The following is an 18,813-nucleotide window of genomic DNA, read 5'->3' as shown; positions in this document are numbered from 1 at the left end:
CCCGAGCGGGAGCCGGGGTTTTTATTTGGCATAATCGTTGCCTAGGCAAATACAGATCAATCAATTACTTTCAGCTAACAGTCAGGATGAAACGCCTTTTATCTATCGCATTGGTGCTCGCCCTCACCGGTTGCGCGCTGATGGAGCCGGCGCCAAAGCCCGTCGCCGAGCTTGACGCCGCCAAACTCGGGCTGACCGGGCAGGCCACCGAATGGCCCGCCGCGCAGTGGTGGGAACGCTACGGCGATTCGCAGCTCAATGCGCTGATGACCGAAGCGCTGGCAAACAGTCCGTCGATGAGCGCCGCGCAGGCGCGCCTGGCCAAGGCCAACGCCGCTGTCGGCATCGCGCGCGCGCCGCTGCTGCCGCGGGTGGACGCAGGCTACACGCTCAATCGCGAACACTTGTCCAAGGACTACATCTACCCCGCGCCGCTGGGCGGCTCGGTCGTCAGCGACAACCGGCTGGCGCTTGATTTCAGCTATGAACTGGACTTCTGGGGCAAGAACCGCTCACGCCTGCAGTCCGCGGTGTCGCAGCAGGAAGCCGCCAGCGCCGATGCGCAGGCCGCGCGCAACCTGCTCGCCAGCGCCACCGTGCGCGCCTACCTGAACCTGCAGAACGCCTTCGCGCAGCGCGACGTGCTGAACCGGGTGATCGCGCAACGCGCCGAAGTGCTGTCGCTGACGCAGGGCCGCTATTCCGCGGGCCTGGACACCCAGGTCGAGGTCAAGCAGGCGGAATCGTCGCTGGCCTCCGGCAAGGTCGAACTGACCCAGACCGACACGACGATCGCCCAACTGCGTAATCAGGTCGCCGCGCTGGCCGGCGCCGGCCCGCAGCGCGGACAGGATCTGGTTCAGGTGACGCTGACCGCGCCGGCAGGCGTCGTGCCGGCCAGCGTTCCGCTCGACCTGCTGGGGCATCGCCCCGACGTCACGGCCGCCCGCTGGCGCGCCGAGGCGGCGCGCCATACCATCGACGCGGCCAAGGCCGAGTTCTACCCCAACGTGAACCTGGTCGCCTTCGTCGGCTTCCAGGCCATTGGCACCGGCAACCTGCTGGGCGCCGACGCCCGCATGGCCGGCATCGGTCCGGCGATCACGCTGCCCATCTTCCACGGCGGCGAACTCAATGCCAACCTGGCGGGCCGCCGTGCCGACGCGGACCTGGCGGTGTCGGACTACAACCAGACCGTGCTGGACGCCGCGCACCAGGTCGCCGACGCACTGGACGGCCTGCGCCTGCTGGATCAGGAAAAAGCCCAGCAACGCCAGGCGCGCGAGGCCATCGAGGCCGCCTACGCGCTCGCCGTCGACCGCTACAAGGCGGGCATGGGCAACTACATCTCCGTGCTGATCGCCCAGACCGGCGTGCTGACGCAGGCGCGCCTTGACACGGACCTGCGCATCCGCGCCTATCAGCTCGACGCCAACCTGGCCACCGCCCTGGGCGGCGGCTACGCGGCCCCGGCCGAGCCGGCCCCGAACTCCATTCATTGAACGATCCCGGATTCAGACGTCATGAACGCTGCCACTCCCACAACCCATCCCGCCCGTAAACGCCTGCTGCTGCTCGCGACCGGAGCCTTCATCGTCATCGCGATCGCCTATGGCATCTGGTGGGCGTTGTTCGGCGCGCACTTCGAAAGCACCGACGACGCCTACGTGCACGGCAACCTGGTGCAGATCACGCCGCAGGTGCCCGGCACCGTGGTCGCCATCGAAGCCGACGATACCGAAACCGTCACGGCCGGCCAGCCGCTGGTCCGCCTCGATCCCGCCGACACCGACGTCGCCCTGCAGCAGGCGCAAGCCAAGCTGGCGCAGACCGTGCGCCAGGTGCAGACCTATTACGTGCAGAACGATGCGCTGGCGGCCGACGTCGACCTGCGCAATGCCGACATCCTGCGCGCCCAGGCCGAGCTGACCCGCGCCCAAAGCGACGTCAAGCGCCGCCAGCAGCTCGCCAAGTCGGGCGGCGTCAGCGGCGAGGAAATCCTGCACGCCGAGGTCGCGCTCAAGTCGGCCCAGTCCGGCGTCGCGCAAGCCAAGGCGGCGCTGGCCGCCGCGCAGGCCAAGCTGGCGACCAACCAGGCCCTGACGCAAGGCACCACGGTGGCGAACCACCCCGACGTGCGCCAGGCGGCCGCCGAGCTGCGCAATGCGTGGCTGGCCCAGTCACGCACCGTGCTCCCCGCCCCCGTGGGCGGCGTGATCGCGCGCCGCACCGCGCAGGTCGGCCAGCGCGTTGCTCCCGGCGCCGCGCTGATGACCGTGGTGCCGCTGGACCAGGTCTGGGTCGAAGCCAACTTCAAGGAAGGCCAGTTGCGCAAGATGCGCATTGGCCAGCCGGTCAAGATGGTGGCCGATCTGTACGGCAGCTCGGTCACCTACCACGGCACCGTCGCCGGCCTGGACGCCGGCACGGGCAGCGCCTTCGCCCTGCTTCCCGCCCAGAACGCCACGGGCAACTGGATCAAGGTGGTGCAGCGCGTCCCCGTGCGGATCACGCTGGACCCCGAAGACCTCAAGCAGCATCCGCTTCGCGTGGGCTTGTCGATGGACGTGGAAGTCGACGTGGGCAAGGACGACGGCGCCCCGCTCACGCAAGTGGCGCGCAAGGAACCGGCCTGGTCGACCCGCGCCTTCGAACCCGCCCACAATGAAGTCGATGCGATGATCGCGAAGATCATCGCCGCCAACATCGCATCATGAGCACAGCCGCCCAGCCCGCGGGCGCCGGCGCGCCCCCCGACGCCGCCCGCCCGCCGGGAACCCATCCGCCTCTGGAAGGCGCGACCCGCATCATCGGGTCTATCGCCCTGTCGACCGCGGTCTTCATGAACGTGCTGGACACGTCGATCGCGAACGTCTCCATCCCCACCATCTCGGGCGACCTGGGCGTAAGCACCAGCCAGGGCACCTGGGTGATCACGTCGTTCGCGGTGGCCAACGCCATCACGGTGCCGCTTACCGGCTGGCTCACCCAGCGATTCGGCCAGGTGCGCCTGTTCCTGATCTCCACGCTGCTCTTCGTACTGGCCTCCTGGCTGTGCGGCTTCTCGCCGTCGCTAGAGGCGCTGATCGCCTTCCGCGTGTTGCAAGGCGCCGTTGCCGGCCCGATGATCCCGCTGTCGCAGACGCTGATGCTGGCCAGCTTTCCGAAGTCCAAGGCGGGCATGGCGCTGGCGGTCTGGTCCATGACCACGCTGGTGGCGCCGGTGGCCGGCCCCCTGCTGGGCGGCTGGATTTCAGACAACTACACCTGGCCCTGGATCTTCTACATCAACGTGCCGGTGGGCCTGTTGGCCGCATGGATCAGCTGGCGCATCTACGGCAACCGGGAATCGGTCACGCGCAAGCTGCCCATCGACAAGCTGGGCCTCGTCCTGCTCGTGGTCTGGGTGGGCGCGCTGCAGATCATGCTGGACAAGGGCAAGGAGCTGGACTGGTTCGCCAGCCCCACCATCATCGCGCTGGCGGCGATCGCCTTCGTCGCCTTCGTCTTCTTCCTGATCTGGGAGATCACCGACGCGCACCCCGTGGTGGACCTGCGCCTGTTCAAGGTCCGCAACTTCACGGTTGGCGCACTGACGCTGGCGGTGGCCTATGGCGTCTTCTTCGGCAACGTCGTGCTGCTGCCGCTGTGGCTGCAAAGCAATATGGGCTACACGGCAACCTATGCGGGCCTCGTCACCGCCCCCGTGGGACTTCTGGCAATCCTGCTGACGCCCATCGTGGGCAAGATGCTGGCCACGCGCGATCCGCGGCAACTCGTCACGGTCGCCTTCCTGATCTTTGCGCTGGTCTGCTTCATGCGCTCGGGGTTCAATACGCAGACGGACGTGCGCACACTGATGATCCCGACGATCATCCAGGGTGCGGCGATGGCGGCGTTCTTCGTGCCGCTCACGTCGATCACCCTCTCGAGCATCGAGCCCTGGCGCATCCCGGCCGCGTCGGGCCTGTCGAACTTCCTGCGGCTGACGGCGGGCGCGTTCGGCACGTCGATCTCCACGACGTTGTGGGAAAACCGAGCCACCCTGCACCACGCGCAGCTGACCGAAATCGCCAAGCCCGGCCAACAGGCGTTCGACCAGACCATGAACACTTTGCAGAACGGCCTGGGCGTCTCGCACCAGCAGGCGCTTACGATGGTGGACGGGATGATCAACGCGCAGGCCTTCACCATGTCGGCGACGGACGTGTTCTATGCGTCGGCGATCATCTTCCTGCTGCTGACGGGCCTGGTGTGGTTTGCGCGGCCGCGGTCGTCCAAGGCGGGTGGCGGCGGCGCGGCAGAGGCGGCGGCGGGCGCGCACTGATCCGAGCGGCATGCCCCAATGAAAAGGCGCCTCGCGGCGCCTTTTCATTTTGGTCCATGCGGATCAGTCCCTGAGCAGCGTTTGCCAGTCCTTGCGTTCGATGATGTCGGCCGACAGCGCGCTGACCGGAGACAGATTGAACACGGACACCCCACGCTCGCGCCACAGCGGCGACGCAAAGCGGAATGACGGCTCGATGAACTTCGGAAAGTTGCGCGTCAGCCGGCTGGTCTGCGGCTTGCCGCCTTCATCGTAGAAACGCAATCCGCCCTGCACGGTCAGGTCCAGCCCATGCACGTAGACCTCGCGCGCGCCGCCGGACATCAAGACCTGCAGCGCCGCATAGGCCACGGTATCGGCATCGAACACGCCCAGCGACGCATCGAAGCTGTAACCCAGCCCCTGCTTGGCGTCCAGCAGTTCAACATCAGGCGAGGCGGCGGCAATGCGCTTGAGCACTGCTGGCGCAACGCTGCGCTCGTAGGCGCGCCGGGAGATCAGCTCGATGATGCAGATGCGGCAGCGGATTTGCTCCTGTGGAATGCCCTGCATGATGTAGCGCAGAACCTCGGGAAACACATACAGCGTCAGGTCGCGCCCGACGATATCGCGCACCAGCTCAATGCGGTCCCGCACGAAGTTCTGGTCGATGATGCAGTAATACTTGAACTGCAGGTTGAACTTGCGCGACAGCGCGATGGAGCCATTGACGCCCATCGCCACGCCGATATCCATGCGGTCATACGGGATCTCGGAGATCGAAGGGCCGCTCAGGATCAGGTGCACCACCTTGTCGGCAGGGTCGTAGCCCTGCGACAAGGGAGTGATGCGCAATGAACGGCCGAATGCACGATAGGCGCTGATCGCGCCATCCTTGTCCCGCCAGATCCGCACGAACGGCCAAAGGTGCTGATTGTGCCGCTGCGTGCGCGAACGCAGCATGCGGAAAAGCTTGCGGACAAACCGGTCGGCCCGCCCGCCGCCCACGTGATCGGAGGGAGGAGAAAACATCGAGTCGTTCATCTACTAACCAGACAGGCCTGCCCGCAACTGCACTTAACCGCCCCGGACCAGCGAAGCAATGGCGTCACCGACCTCGGCTGTCGAAGCGTTGCCTTTCATATCCCGCGTCCGCGGGCCATCGGCCAGCACGGTTTCGATTGCCTTGACCACGGCGGCCGACGCGTCGGGATACCCCAAGAAATCCAGCATCAATGCCCCGCTCCAGATCTGTCCGATGGGGTTGGCGATGCCCTTGCCATAAATGTCCGGCGCAGAGCCATGCACCGGTTCGAAGAGCGACGGAAATTTCCGTTCCGGGTTCAGGTTCGCCGACGGCGCAATGCCGATGGTGCCCGTGCAAGCCGGCCCCAGGTCGGACAGGATATCGCCGAACAGGTTGGAAGCCACCACCACATCGAACCAGTCCGGATGCTGCACGAAGTGCGCGCACAGGATGTCGATGTGGTATTTGTCCCAGCGCACATCGGGATAGTTCCCGGCCATGTCGGCAACGCGCTCGTCCCACCAGGGCATCGAGATGGAAATGCCGTTGGACTTGGTGGCGGCGGTCAGGTGCTTGCCGCGCTTTTGTGCCAGCTCGAATGCGAACTTCAGCACGCGCTCGGCGCCGATGCGCGTGAAGACGCTTTCCTGAATGACCACTTCGCGGTCGGTGCCCTCGAACAGGCGGCCGCCGCTATTGGAGTATTCGCCTTCCGTGTTCTCGCGCACGATGAAGAAATCGATCTCGCCAGGCTTGCGATCGGCCAGCGGCGAGGGCACGCCGGGCATCAGCCGCACCGGGCGCAGATTGATGTACTGATCGAATTCACGGCGGAACTTGAACAGCGAGCCCCACAGCGCCTCGTGGTCGGGCACCGTGGCGGGCCAACCGATCGAGCCGAAGAAAATGGCCTCGTGCTGGCCGATCTGGTCCTTCCAGTCGTCCGGCATCATCTTGCCGTGCTTGGCGTAGTAGTCGCAGCTCCAGTCGAAATGGTCCCACTGGAAGTCGATTCCAAACCGCGCCGCCACGGCATCCAGCACCTTCAAGCCTTCCGGCACGACCTCCTTGCCGATTCCGTCTCCTGGGAGCACTGCAATTTTGTGTTTCTTAGCCACCGTGTCTTCCTTTGGTTTTCATTGATACATCGCCCGCAATCTTAGGCATAAATGTGCGCAACACAAATACCCCGCCCCCAAATGGGTGGCGGGAATGGACGGCGGCATGGGACGATCAGCGTCCATGCGGCTCAGCGCCGGCCCTTCGATCCCAGCAACGATCCCAGAATGCCGCGCGTCAGTTCCCGCGCGATGGACTTGGCCGAGCTTTTGGCGATGGTCTGCACCACGCCGTCGCGCTTGCCGCCGCGCGGTCCGGTCGATCCGAACAGCACGTCCTTCAGACTGTCCATCAGCCCGCCGCTGTCTGAGGCTGGCGGCTCGCCTGTCTTGGGGGCCGGCTGCCCCGCCCGGGCCGGCGCGTCCTGGGCGGCGTCCTGGGCGGCGCCCGGTTCGGCGGGAACCGCCGCGCGGCCCGCCAGGATTTCATAGGCGGATTCCCGGTCGACCGCCTTTTCATACTTGGCCGCCAGGGGGTTGCCTTGGCGCAGCGCCTGCCGCTCGGCGTCTGTGGCCGGTCCGATACGGCTGCCCGGCGGCACGATATACGCCCGCTCGGTCGGCATGGGCCGCCCCTTGGCATCCAGCAGCGACACCAGCGCCTCGCCCACGCCCAGCTCCGTGATGGCGGCTTCGATATCCAGGCCCGGATTGGGGCGCATGGTCTGCGCGGCGGTCTTGACGGCTTTCTGGTCGCGCGGCGTGAACGCCCGCAGCGCATGCTGGACGCGATTGCCCAACTGCCCCAGCACGGTATCCGGGATATCCAGCGGATTCTGCGTCACGAAATAAACGCCCACCCCCTTGGAGCGGACCAGGCGCACGACCTGCTCGATCTTCGTCAGGAGCGCCTGCGGGGCGTCGTTGAACAGCAGATGCGCCTCGTCGAAGAAGAAGACGAGCTTGGGCTGGTCCATGTCGCCCACTTCGGGCAGCTTTTCGTAGAGGTCGGCCAGCAGCCACAAGAGGAAGATGGCGTACAGGCGCGGCGCCTGCATCAGCTTGTCGGCCGCCAGCACGTTGACGATGCCCCGGCCCTGCGCGTCCACGCGCATCAGGTCAGCCACGTCCAGCATCGGCTCGCCAAAGAACTTCTCCGCGCCCTGGGATTCCAGCGCCAGCAGGCCGCGCTGGATGGCGCCGACACTGGCCGCGGACACATTGCCGTAGCGGGTCTTCAGCTCTCCCGCCCGGTCGGCCACGTTCTGCAGCATCGCCCGCAAGTCCTTCAGGTCCAGCAGCAGTTGCCCTTCGTCGTCCGCCACCTTGAAAACCAGGGTCAGGACGCCTTCCTGCGTGTCGTTCAATTCCAGGATGCGCGACAGCAGCAACGGCCCCATGTCGGTGATGGTCGCCCGCACGGGCAGCCCCTGCTCGCCAAAGACGTCCCACAGCGCGACGGGGCTGGCGCCCCAGGCGGGTTCCGCCAGGCCCAGGTTCTTAAGACGTTCCTGCAGCTTGGGGCTGGGCACGCCGGCCTGGGAAATACCGGTCAGATCGCCTTTCACGTCCGCCATGAAGACCGGCGTGCCGATCCGGGAAAAGGACTCGGCCAGCACCTGCAAGGTGACGGTCTTGCCCGTGCCCGTGGCGCCGGTGATGCATCCGTGGCGGTTGGCCAGCGCCGGCAGCAGCGCCAACTCGGTCTGCGCGTTCTTGGCGATGACAAGGGGGGTGGGCATGAGCGGCTCCGGACCAGGGATCAAATGGATGCCCAAGTGTAGAGCCTGCCGCGCGGCTTGTGCGCGTGGCTATATGGACACAAGCGGCCCTCTTGCCGGACGGGAGGGCCGCCGGCACGGTAAAATGCCGTCTTTGCAGACACATTTTCCTGGGAAGCCATGGCCGGACACAGCAAATGGGCCAATATTCAGCACCGCAAAGGGCGCCAAGACGCCAAGCGCGGAAAGCTCTGGACCAAGATCATTCGTGAAATCACCGTGGCGGCGCGCGCCGGCGGCCCCGACCCGGACAGCAACCCCCGTTTGCGCATGGCCTGGGACAAGGCGACCGACGCCAACATGCCCAAGGACAACATCCAGCGCGCCATCCAGCGCGGCGCCGGCGGCGCCGACGGCGAGGCCTACGAAGAAGTCCGCTACGAAGGCTACGGCATCGGCGGCGCGGCGGTCATCGTCGACTGCATGACCGACAACCGCACCCGCACCGTCGCCGAAGTCCGCCACGCGTTCTCCAAGAACGGCGGCAACCTCGGCCAGGAAGGCTCCGTCGCCTTCATGTTCAAGCACTGCGGCCAATTCGTGTTCGCCCCCGGCACCCCCGAAGACAAGGTCATGGAAGCCGCGCTCGAGGCCGGCGCCGAAGACGTCACCACCGACGAAGAAGGCGTGATCGAAGTCGTCTGCGCCCCGTCCGACTATGCAGCCGTGCGCAAGGCCTTCGACGACGCCGGCCTGAAGGCCGAAGTCGACGGCATCGTCATGAAAGCCCTGAACGAAACCGAACTGGCCGGCGACGACGCCGTCAAGATGCAGAAGCTGCTCGACGCCCTGGAAAGCCTGGACGACGTGCAGGAAGTCTATACGACCGTCATTTTCGACGAAGCGCAGTAAATCTCCCTTTCCTGGCGCGCCGGCGGCTCCGCCCGCCTGCGCGCCTCTTCAGACTCACGCAACATGAAACTCCTGGTTATTGGCTCGGGCGGCCGCGAACATGCCCTCGCCTGGCGGCTGGCCCGCTCCCCGCGCGTACATAAGGTGTACGTCGCTCCGGGCAACGGCGGCACGCAACGGGCCGAGCAGATGGAGAACATCCCGCTCACCAATGCCGAGGAACTGGCCGACTTCGTCCAGCGCGAGGGCATCGCCCTGACGGTCGTCGGCCCCGAGGCGCCGCTGGCCGCCGGCGTCGTCGACGTCTTCCGCGCCCGTGGCCTGAAGATTTTCGGCCCCACCAAGGCCGCCGCGCAGCTTGAAAGCTCCAAGGATTACGCCAAGGCCTTCATGGTCCGGCACAACATCCCGACCGCGCGCTACGAAACCTTTACCGACCCGGCCAAGGCCCACGCCTACATCGACCAGGAAGGCGCGCCCATCGTCATCAAGGCCGACGGCCTGGCCGCCGGCAAGGGCGTCGTGGTTGCCGCCACCCTCGAAGAAGCACACGCCGCCGTCGACGCCATGCTGGGCGACGGCTCCATGGGCGAAGCCGGCGCGCGCGTCGTCATCGAGGAATGCCTGGTTGGCGAAGAAGCCAGCTTCATCGTCATGTGCGACGGCCGCAACGTGCTCGCCCTGGCCACCAGCCAGGACCACAAGCGCCTGCAGGACGGCGACCGCGGTCCCAACACGGGCGGCATGGGCGCCTACTCGCCCGCGCCCATCGTCACCCCCGAACTGCATCACCGCATCATGCGCGAAATCATCCTGCCGACCGTGCAGGGCATGACGCGCGACGGTATTCCGTACACGGGCTTCCTGTACGCCGGCCTGATGATCGCCCCGGGCGACGATCCCGACCGCGAAATCAAGACGCTGGAATTCAACTGCCGCATGGGCGACCCCGAAACCCAGCCCATCATGATGCGCGTCAAGAGCGACCTGCTCGACGCGCTCGAGCACGCCGTCGAAGGCACGCTCGACCAGGCCGACATCGTCTGGGACCGCCGCACCGCACTGGGCGCCGTGCTGGCCGCCCACAACTACCCCAACACGCCGCGCACCGGCGACGTCATCCGCGGCCTGCCCGCCGACGCCGAAGACTGCATGGTCTTTCACGCCGCCACCCAGCTCGACGGCGAAGACATCAAGACCACCGGCGGCCGCGTGCTGTGCGTCACCGCGCTGGGCGACTCCGTCAAGATGGCGCGCGATCGCGTCTACGAAGCCATCGACCGCATCCACTTCGATGGCCGCCAGTACCGCACCGACATCGGCTGGCGCGCGCTCAAGCCCTCGCAGCAAAAGCCCAAGTCCAACGCATAACCGGAACCGCCCATGACCGCTCTGCCCGTCTCCGCCGTCCGGGACTACCTCACCGGCCTGCAAGCCCGCATCGTGGGCGCGCTGGAAACGGCCGAAGGCGGCCCCTTCCGCGCCGACGAATGGGTGCGGCCGGAAGGCGGCGGCGGGCTGTCGCGCCTGCTCGAAGGGGGCCAACTCTTCGAGCGCGCCGGCGTGCTGTTCAGCCACGTCAAGGGCTCCAAGCTGCCGCCGTCCGCCAGCGCGCATCGCCCGGAACTCGCGGGCCGCTCGTGGGAAGCCATGGGCGTGTCCATGGTGCTGCATCCGCGCAATCCGTACGTGCCCACCACACACATGAACGTGCGCATGTTCGTCGCGGCGGCGCGGCCCGGCCATGACGAGGCCGACGTCTTCTGGTTCGGCGGCGGCATCGACCTCACCCCGTACTATCCGTTCGAAGAAGACGCGCGCCATTTCCACACGGTATGCCGGGACGCGCTGGCGCCCCACGGCCCCGATTACTACCCGCGCTACAAGCGCTGGTGCGACGAATACTTCTTCCTCAAGCACCGCAACGAAACCCGCGGCATCGGCGGCGTATTTTTCGACGACCTGAACGCCCCCGGGTTCGACGCGTCCTTTGCGCTGACCCGGTCAGTTGGCGACGCTTTTCTGAACAGCTACCTGCCCATCGTCGACAAGCGCCGCGGCATCGCCTACACCGAGCGCGAACGCGATTTCCAGGCCTACCGCCGGGGCCGTTACGTCGAATTCAACCTGGTCTTTGACCGCGGCACGCTGTTTGGCCTGCAATCGGGCGGCCGCACCGAATCGATCCTGCTGTCCATGCCGCCCATCGCGCAGTGGCGCTACGACTGGCAACCGCAGCCCGGCACGCCCGAAGCCGAACTGGCCGACTACCTGAAACCGCGGGACTGGGTTTGAAACGCATCGGCCTCTTGGGCGGCAGCTTCGACCCCGTCCACGTCGCGCATATCGCGCTGGCCCAGAACGCCTTGCAGTCGCTCGGGCTGGCCCAGGTGCAGCTCATTCCCGCCGCCAATCCCTGGCAGCGCGCCGCGCTGAACGCCACCGGCGAAGAGCGCCGCGCCATGCTGGATCTGGCCATCGCCGGCCATCCGGGGCTGGCGGTCAACCCCATCGAAATCGAGCGGGGCGGCGCCACCTATACCATCGACACGTTGCGCGCGCTGCCGCAGGACGCGCGCTACGTGTGGCTGCTGGGCGCCGATCAGCTTGCCAACTTCTGCACCTGGCGCAATTGGCGCGACATCGCCAGCCTGGTCGACCTGGCCGTGGCCACCCGCCCCGGCACAGCCCTCAGCGCGCCGCCGGAACTGGCGCAGTGGCTGCGCGAACAGGGTCGCGTCCTGCAAGAGCTGCCATTTCCCCCCATGCCGGTATCGGCTTCCGAGGTCCGCCGGCGCCTGTCGCAAGGCGAATCCACTGACGGGCTGCTCGATCCATCCGTCGCGGCTTATATTGCGGCGCACAAACTCTACCGATAAACCCTCCCCGCCCGGCGCCACCGGCAAGCCGCCGTTGCCACTGCGCGGGTTATATTTGCAGCTATGGATATACAGAAACTCCAACGCGCCGTCATCGACGCCCTCGAAGACGTCAAGGCGCAAGACATCAAGGTCTTCAACACCACGCATCTGACCAGCCTGTTCGATCGCGTCGTGATTGCAAGCGCCACCTCCAACCGCCAGACGCGCGCCCTCGCGTCCAGCGTCGCCGATCGCGGCCGCGCCATGTCGCTCACCGGCATCACCATCGAAGGCGAAGACACCGGCGAATGGGTCGTCGTCGACCTGGGCGATGTCGTCGTGCACATCATGCAGCCGGCCATCCGCCAGTACTACAACCTCGAAGAAATCTGGGGCGGCAAGCCGGTGCGCGTGAAGCTCCTACCCGAATCGACCCGTCCCGCTCCTGTCGCCAGCGACAGCGGCAACGGTTACGACGACAACGAAGACTGAACGCGCCGTGAAGCTGATCGTCGTCGCGGTGGGCACGCGGATGCCGGACTGGGTGCAGACCGCCTGGGACGACTACGCCAAACGCCTGCCGGCCGACTGCGCGCTGGAGCTTCGCGAAATCAAGCCCGAGCCCCGCACCACCGGCAAAACGCCTGCCCAGATGATGGCGGCCGAGGCCAAGCGCATCGAGGCGGCCCTGCCCGCCAATGCGCTGCGCCTGGCCCTGGACGAACGTGGCCGCGACCTCACCACGATGGCGCTGTCGCAAAAGCTGGAACAATGGCGCGCCGGGGGGCAGGATGTCGCGTTTCTCGTGGGCGGCCCCGACGGGCTGGATCCCGCGCTCAAGGCATCCGCCAGCGGGCAGTTGCGCCTGTCTTCCCTCACGCTGCCTCACCCCATGGTGCGTGTGGTTCTGGCCGAACAGCTCTACCGCGCCTGGGCCATCATGACCAACCACCCCTATCACCGCGCCTGACCGCCGCCCCGCGGCGCCTGGCCTGCTCCGCATGACCGACACCGCCCACTCCCCCAGTTCGTCCCCGCGCCTGTATCTCGCCTCCGCCAGCCCGCGCCGCCGCGAGTTGCTGACGCAAATCGGCCTGGCACACGAAGTCCTGCGCGTGCCCGCCCCGCCCGGCGAGGACGAGCCGCAACACCTCGGCGAAAGCGCCGCCGACTACGTACAGCGCACCGCTCGTGACAAGGCCTTGCGGGGCCGCGATTGGATGCGCGCGCAAGCGCTGCCCGAACTGCCGCTGCTCGCGGCCGATACGACCGTCATCCTGGCCGGCGAGGTTCTGGGCAAGCCCGCCGACCGCGACGACGCCATCCGCATCCTGCGCGCGCTGTCCGGCGCCGCGCACGAGGTCCATACCGCGGTCGCGGTCTGGAGCGGCGACCGCCTGCTCGAAGCGGTCTCCATCACCCATGTCCGCATGCGCGCCTTGCAAGAGGACGAAATTGGCCGCTACTGCGATAGCGGCGAGCCCTTCGGCAAGGCCGGCGCCTATGGCATTCAGGGCCTGGCCGGCACTTTCGTCTCGCACATCGCCGGCAGCTACACCGGCGTCATGGGTCTGCCCCTCTTTGAAACGGCCAACCTGCTGCGGGAGGCGGGCATCCAGGTGCCCTGATCTCCGTCCGCATCCCCAAGAAAAATCCCCCGTGCCACGAGGCATCGGGGGATTTCTTTTTGACCCTGCGCATTGCCGCGCGCGGATCAGGCACGGGCGCGCTGGCGGAAATCCGCACAGCGCGCCCAGACGATCAGCTTTGCCGCGCAGGCTCGCCAAGGGCAACCTGGGTCTGCGGCGTGGCGGGTGTGCTGGCGCTGTCCAGCGCGGCATGCAACTGCTCCTGGTCCAGCTCGCCTTCCCAACGCGCGACGACCACCGTCGCGGTGGCATTACCCACCAAGTTGGTCAGGGCGCGGCATTCCGACATGAAACGGTCCACGCCCAGGATCAGCGCCATGCCGGCAACCGGCACCGACGGCACCACCGACAGCGTCGCCGCCAGCGTGATGAAACCCGCACCGGTCACGCCGGCCGCGCCCTTGGAGCTGAGCATCGCCACCAGCAGCAGCAGGATCTGGTCGCCCAGCGACAGCGGAATGTCGCAGGCCTGCGCAATGAACAGCGCTGCCATCGTCATGTAGATGTTGGTGCCGTCCAGGTTGAACGAATAGCCGGTGGGCACCACCAAGCCGACGACCGACTTCGAACAGCCGGCGCGCTCCATCTTCTGCATCAGCGTGGGCAGCGCCGCTTCCGACGAACTCGTGCCCAGCACCAGCAGCAGTTCTTCGCGGATGTAGCGGACCAGCTTGAGGATCGAGAAGCCGTTGTAGCGGGCAACCAGGCCCAGCACGACCACGACGAACAGCACCGACGTGGCGTAGAACGTGCCCACCAGCATCGCCAGGTTCACGACCGACTTGATGCCGTACTTGCCGATGGTGAACGCCATCGCGCCAAAGGCGCCGATGGGTGCGGCCTTCATCAGGATCGCCACCATCTTGAAGATGGGCTGCGCCAACGCCGTCATGAAGTTCAGGATCGGCTTGCCGCGCTCGCCCACGATGGCCAGCGAAATGCCAAACAGCACCGCCACGAACAGCACCTGCAGGATGTCGCCACCCACGAACGGGCTGAAGATGGTCGTGGGAATCACGTTCATCAGAAAGCCGGTGATGGTCGAGTCATGCGCCTTCGCGACATAGCCGGACACGGCTTTCTGGTCGAGCGTCGACGGATCGATGTGCATGCCGGCGCCGGGCTGTACGATATGGCTGACCACCATGCCGACGACCAGCGCCAGCGTCGAGAACACCAGGAAATACAGCATGGCCTTGCCGGCCACGCGCCCGACCTTCTTCAGGTCGCTCATTGCCGCGATGCCCGTGGCCACCGTAAGGAAGATGACCGGCGCGATGATCATCTTCACCAGCTTGATGAACGCATCGCCCAGCGGCTGCATCTGCTGGCCCAGCTCGGGTTTGAAGGCGCCAAGCAAGATACCCACCACGATGGCGAAAATCACCTGCACATACAGGATTTGATAGAACTTGAGCTTGCGCGCGGGCGCGCTTTGATCCACTTCGATCATTGGGATTGTCCCCACCAGGGCCCCTTGCTCCGCGCAGCGTGGCGCGTGCGACGTCGGGGCGTTTTCTCTTTTATGGCCACGCGATCCTGCCGCCAGCCGATTTCACCGCGCGTGATGCGTCGCGCGGCTTGGCGGTATATATGCAATACCCATGCCAGGCGGGAGCCAGCGTCATCGCCGCACATAAGCCATTGAAATTAAATATCTTTTGAAATCGCAGCCGGAATCTTCGGTCACTTAAAGCGGCGAAACTTCGCACAGAAACCCGCTAAAATGTGCGGAAAACCGCACACCATGACCGGCTCCACCTCCTCCCCCCTTTCCCCGCCCGCTGGACCGCGCAGGTTGCCCTGGCCGTGGCGCGTGGCCCTGGCGCTGCTGGCTGTCGCCGTGGTCACGTTCACGCTGCACGCGGCAACGCAGTGGGCGCGTGACGGCGCCCTTCGCGAGGCCGCCATCCAGGCGCGCAGCACGGGCCAGATAAATGCCGCTTTATTGCGCAACAACCTCGACAAATTCCGGGCACTGCCCTTCGTGCTGACTCAGGACGTCGACTTGCGCGCCGCACTGCAAGGCGGCAGCACCAGGCAAATCGAGGCCCTGGACGAGAAACTCGAATCCCTGAGCCGCGGGGTTGGCGCCTCCGCCATCTACGTTCTGGACAAGAAAGGTCTGGCCATCGCCGCCAGCAACTGGCGCGAGCCCGCCACTTTCGTCGGAATCGGCTACGAATTCCGCCCTTACTTTCAAGGGTCGGTCGCGCACGGCGCCGCCGAACATTTCGCGCTCGGCACGGTCAGTCACGAAGCCGGCCTGTATCTGTCGCGTCGGGTCGACGACGCGCAGGGCGCGATGCTGGGCGTGGTGGTCTTGAAGGTCGACTTCCGGGATCTCGAAGCCGACTGGCGTCAGGCCAACGCCGTCATCTTCGTCACCGACGAGCACGGCGTGGTGCTGCTCGGCAATATTCCGGATTGGCGTTTCAGAGTCCTGTCGCCGCTGCCGCCTGCGCTGGCGCAAACGCTGCGCACCAGCCTGCAGTTTGGCGACGCCAAGTTTCAGCCGCTGCCTGTGTCGCCGCGCCTGCAAGCCGCCAGCAGCGGGCAACTCGTACGCACCGACGACGCCTTGCCCCGCGCCGCCGCTGGCACCCCGTTGCTGCACACCACCCTGCCGGTCACCGAATCGCCCGGCTGGACACTGCACCAGTTGTCCCCCATCCAGGCGGCCATGAACCAGGCCAGCGCCAATGCCCAACTCGGGGCATTGCTCACCCAAGGCGTGCTCGCGGCGCTGATCGGCGTAGTGCTTTACCGCCGCCACCGCAACCAGGAGCGGGCCGAGCAGCAAGCAGCCGTCCAGCAACAGCTCGCGGCATTGGTCGACGAGCGCACCGCGCAATTGCGCGACGTGAACGCCAAGCTAGTCGGCGAAATGGACGAGCGCCAACGCGCCGAAACGCAGCTTCACACCATGAAGGACGAACTGGTGCAGGCCAGCAAACTGGCATTGCTGGGCCAGGTGGCCGCCGGCGTCGCGCACGAAGTCAACCAACCCGTCGCCGCCATACGCGCCTACGCAGACAACGCCACCGAATTTCTGCGGCGCCACGACGAAGGCGCCGTCCGGGAAAACCTCGGCACCATCGCGGCATTGACCGATCGCATCGGCCACATCACCGGCGAGCTACGTGCCTTTTCGCGCAAGGCCGGTGCGACTGTCGGCCCGACGGATCTGATGGAGGCGCTCGAAGGCGCAATCCTGCTCGTTGGCCCGCGTGCCCGGCGCCAGGGCGTCACGCTGCAAAGCCCGCCCCGCAACCACAACTGCCGCGTCCAGGCGAACCGGGTCAGGCTTGAACAGGTGCTGGTCAATCTTTTGCAGAACGGGCTCGAGGCCCTCGAAGGCACGGAAAACGGCCGGATTGTCATCGCCCTGCAAGACCTGGGCGAATCCGTTCAGATACAGGTTCACGACAACGGTCCCGGACTCTCCGACGAGGCCCGCGCCCGCTTGTTCACCCCGTTTCACACGACCAAACCAGATGGCCTGGGCCTGGGCCTTGTCATCAGCCGCGACATCGTCGCCGAGTTCGGCGGCGAACTGCGCGCCGCGCGCGCAGGCGACGCCAGCTTGTCGTCTCCCCATGCGCCCGGCAGCGGCGCCTTGTTCATCCTGACCCTGCGCAAGGCGCCGGACCAGACCCACCGCACCGAGCACTCCACATGACGCGCGCCCCTGATCTCCAGCTCCCCGCCACGATCGTCTCCGACGACCCCATGCAGCGGCCAGTGGCCCCTCACGCCGTCTTCATCGACGATGACGACGAACTGCGCCGCGCCGCGCTCCAAACCCTGAAGCTGCACGGCATCTCGGTGGCGGCCCACGGCAGTGCCCGCGCCGCGTTACCGGCGTTGGACCGCAACTTCGATGGGGTGGTGGTCACCGACATCCGCATGCCGGACATGGACGGACTCGAACTCTTCCAGCGGCTGCGCAACATTGATCCCGATATCCCGGTCATCCTGATCACCGGCCATGGCGACATCGCCACAGCCGTTCAGTGCATGCGCGAAGGCGCGTATGACTTCCTGTCCAAGCCCTACCCCGCCGACCGCCTGGTCGCCGCCATCAGCCACGCCGCCGAAAAGCGGCGGCTGGTCCTCGAAAACCGCCGTCTCCGCGAAGCCGCTTTCAACGTCGAGGCCGACGAGGTGCCGTTCATCGGCACCACGCCCGCCATGCAACGCATCAAGCAGACGTTGCGCCATATCGCGGACGCCGACGTCGACGTGCTCGTCGAAGGCGAAACCGGCACCGGCAAGGAAGTCGTCGCCACAGCCCTGCACCGCCTGAGCCGCCGCCGGCACCGGCCGCTCGTCGCCATCAACTGCGGCGCCTTGCCAGAAAGCGTCATCGAAAGCGAACTCTTCGGCCACGAGCCTGGCGCTTTCACCGGCGCACAAAAGAAACGCATCGGCCGCATCGAACACGCCAGCGGCGGCACCTTGTTCCTCGACGAGATCGAAAGCATGCCGCTCGCCGTCCAGGTCAAGCTGCTGCGCGTGCTCGAATCCCGCCAGATCACCCCGCTTGGCAGCAACGAAGTCCGCAATCTCGACCTGCGCGTGGTCGCCGCCACTAAAGAAGACCTGGGCAGCCCCGCCATCCGCGCCAAGTTCCGCGAGGACCTCTTCTACCGCCTGAACGTCGTCACGATCCGGCTGCCCCCGCTGCGCGAGCGCCGCGAAGACATCCCGCTGCTCTTCGCACACTATCTCGGCCACGCCGCGCGCCGCTTTCATCGCGACATCCCTGACATGCCCGCCTCGATCCGTCAGCACCTCATGACGCACGACTGGCCCGGCAACGTGCGTGAACTCGCTCACTTCGCAGAACGCTTCGTGCTGGGCGTCCTCAATGGCCCGGCACCTGATACGGCTCCGGCGCCCGCCGGCTCGCTCAGCCTTCCCGAACGCATGGAAAACTACGAGGCACAGATCATCCGCGATGCCCTCGCCGCACACCGCGGCGACATCAAAGCCACGCTCGACACCCTGGGCATACCCCGCAAAACGTTCTACGACAAACTCCAGCGCCACGGCATCGACCGCCAGGAATACGTGGCCGCGCCTCGCGGCGCCGTCTAGCGCAAGTCCCACACCGCAATCGCCCTCAAGACCCGCGCGGCGCACAGATCCCTTACGACACCAAAAACAAAACCCCCTCGCGGCGCCAGCCGCGAGGGGGGTTTTAATAAATTCCGATCCTGCATTCCCTTTGCAGCATTCCCTTTGCTGCATCCTGATACCGCATTTTCGATACG

17 protein-coding genes are annotated in these 18,813 nt (G+C 66.3%); 12 read left to right on the top strand and 5 right to left on the bottom strand.

The genetic code is table 11. The features are described 5' to 3' along the window. The first annotated feature begins 86 nt into the window (after positions 1-86). Genes KVT32_RS05360 through KVT32_RS05350 form a run of 3 tightly spaced genes read left to right on the top strand, consistent with a single transcriptional unit; the run spans position 87 to position 4,327 of the window. Complete coding sequence (locus tag KVT32_RS05360) at positions 87-1,502, top strand: efflux transporter outer membrane subunit (RefSeq protein ID WP_152383896.1); 1,416 nt, start codon at positions 87-89, stop codon at positions 1,500-1,502. A gap of 21 nt (positions 1,503-1,523) precedes the next feature. After that, complete coding sequence (locus KVT32_RS05355; protein ID WP_152383895.1) at positions 1,524-2,717, top strand: efflux RND transporter periplasmic adaptor subunit; 1,194 nt, start codon at positions 1,524-1,526, stop codon at positions 2,715-2,717. Further along, positions 2,714-4,327 carry a DHA2 family efflux MFS transporter permease subunit gene (locus KVT32_RS05350; RefSeq protein ID WP_253858129.1) on the top strand — a complete coding sequence of 538 codons (1,614 nt, stop codon included), beginning with the start codon at positions 2,714-2,716 and terminating at the stop codon, positions 4,325-4,327. The genes KVT32_RS05355 and KVT32_RS05350 overlap by 4 nt, the downstream gene beginning before the upstream one ends. A 63-nt stretch (positions 4,328-4,390) precedes the next feature. Here the strand turns inward: KVT32_RS05350 and KVT32_RS05345 are convergent, their stop codons facing one another. The 3 genes from KVT32_RS05345 to KVT32_RS05335 form a co-directional block, all read right to left on the bottom strand. After that, entirely contained in the window at positions 4,391-5,350 is a 960-nt protein-coding gene (locus tag KVT32_RS05345; protein WP_175157082.1) for a hypothetical protein, read from the bottom strand. A gap of 33 nt (positions 5,351-5,383) precedes the next feature. Next, the gene (locus KVT32_RS05340) at positions 5,384-6,451 is read right to left on the bottom strand and encodes a tartrate dehydrogenase (protein ID WP_056315592.1); all 1,068 of its coding nucleotides are present in this window, start codon (positions 6,449-6,451) and stop codon (positions 5,384-5,386) included. A 131-nt stretch (positions 6,452-6,582) separates the two neighbouring features. Continuing rightward, on the bottom strand, positions 6,583-8,133 hold the full coding sequence (locus KVT32_RS05335; RefSeq protein WP_217617800.1) for a helicase HerA-like C-terminal domain-containing protein: 1,551 nt from the start codon (positions 8,131-8,133) through the stop codon (positions 6,583-6,585). 159 nt (positions 8,134-8,292) lie between these two features. Here KVT32_RS05335 and KVT32_RS05330 point away from each other — a divergent pair, with 159 nt between their 5' ends. The 7 genes from KVT32_RS05330 to KVT32_RS05300 all read left to right on the top strand — a co-directional run bounded on the left by KVT32_RS05330 (position 8,293) and on the right by KVT32_RS05300 (position 13,513). Further along, positions 8,293-9,024 carry a YebC/PmpR family DNA-binding transcriptional regulator gene (locus KVT32_RS05330; RefSeq protein ID WP_056315585.1) on the top strand — a complete coding sequence of 244 codons (732 nt, stop codon included), beginning with the start codon at positions 8,293-8,295 and terminating at the stop codon, positions 9,022-9,024. Between the two features lie 63 nt (positions 9,025-9,087). Continuing rightward, a complete protein-coding gene (gene purD, locus KVT32_RS05325) occupies positions 9,088-10,395 on the top strand; it encodes a phosphoribosylamine--glycine ligase (protein ID WP_056315584.1) in 1,308 nt (435 codons plus the stop codon). 12 nt (positions 10,396-10,407) lie between these two features. Beyond that, positions 10,408-11,319 carry an oxygen-dependent coproporphyrinogen oxidase gene (gene hemF, locus KVT32_RS05320; RefSeq protein WP_217617799.1) on the top strand — a complete coding sequence of 304 codons (912 nt, stop codon included), beginning with the start codon at positions 10,408-10,410 and terminating at the stop codon, positions 11,317-11,319. Further along, complete coding sequence (gene nadD, locus KVT32_RS05315; protein WP_217617798.1) at positions 11,316-11,903, top strand: nicotinate (nicotinamide) nucleotide adenylyltransferase; 588 nt, start codon at positions 11,316-11,318, stop codon at positions 11,901-11,903. Before hemF ends, nadD begins: the two co-directional genes overlap by 4 nt. Positions 11,904-11,966: 63 nt before the next feature. Next, positions 11,967-12,377: a ribosome silencing factor gene (rsfS, locus tag KVT32_RS05310; RefSeq protein WP_056315579.1), complete on the top strand. Its 411-nt coding sequence runs from the start codon at positions 11,967-11,969 to the stop codon at positions 12,375-12,377. Positions 12,378-12,384: 7 nt separating this feature from the next. Then, the gene (rlmH, locus tag KVT32_RS05305; protein ID WP_056315576.1) at positions 12,385-12,855 is read left to right on the top strand and encodes a 23S rRNA (pseudouridine(1915)-N(3))-methyltransferase RlmH; all 471 of its coding nucleotides are present in this window, start codon (positions 12,385-12,387) and stop codon (positions 12,853-12,855) included. 31 nt (positions 12,856-12,886) lie between these two features. Further along, positions 12,887-13,513 carry a nucleoside triphosphate pyrophosphatase gene (locus KVT32_RS05300; protein ID WP_152383891.1) on the top strand — a complete coding sequence of 209 codons (627 nt, stop codon included), beginning with the start codon at positions 12,887-12,889 and terminating at the stop codon, positions 13,511-13,513. Between the two features lie 133 nt (positions 13,514-13,646). Here KVT32_RS05300 and KVT32_RS05295 read toward each other — a convergent pair whose 3' ends face one another. After that, positions 13,647-14,987, bottom strand: coding sequence for a dicarboxylate/amino acid:cation symporter (locus KVT32_RS05295; protein WP_217617797.1), 1,341 nt, complete (start codon positions 14,985-14,987; stop codon positions 13,647-13,649). A 294-nt stretch (positions 14,988-15,281) separates the two neighbouring features. Here KVT32_RS05295 and KVT32_RS05290 point away from each other — a divergent pair, with 294 nt between their 5' ends. Next, a complete protein-coding gene (locus tag KVT32_RS05290; RefSeq protein ID WP_254636775.1) occupies positions 15,282-17,216 on the top strand; it encodes an ATP-binding protein in 1,935 nt (644 codons plus the stop codon). Positions 17,217-17,266: 50 nt separating this feature from the next. Beyond that, positions 17,267-18,637: a sigma-54 dependent transcriptional regulator gene (locus KVT32_RS05285; protein ID WP_152385447.1), complete on the top strand. Its 1,371-nt coding sequence runs from the start codon at positions 17,267-17,269 to the stop codon at positions 18,635-18,637. Here the strand turns inward: KVT32_RS05285 and KVT32_RS05280 are convergent. Next, the coding region (locus KVT32_RS05280; protein WP_217617795.1) for a hypothetical protein at positions 18,634-18,813 on the bottom strand (180 nt) is incomplete at its 5' end. The two genes, KVT32_RS05285 and KVT32_RS05280, sit on opposite strands and share 4 nt — an antisense overlap.

The sequence above is a fragment of the Achromobacter sp. GbtcB20 genome (assembly GCF_019091095.1).
Classification (GTDB): Bacteria; Pseudomonadota; Gammaproteobacteria; order Burkholderiales; family Burkholderiaceae_B; genus Achromobacter; species Achromobacter mucicolens.
This window is presented reverse-complemented; position numbering and strand designations above follow the sequence as displayed.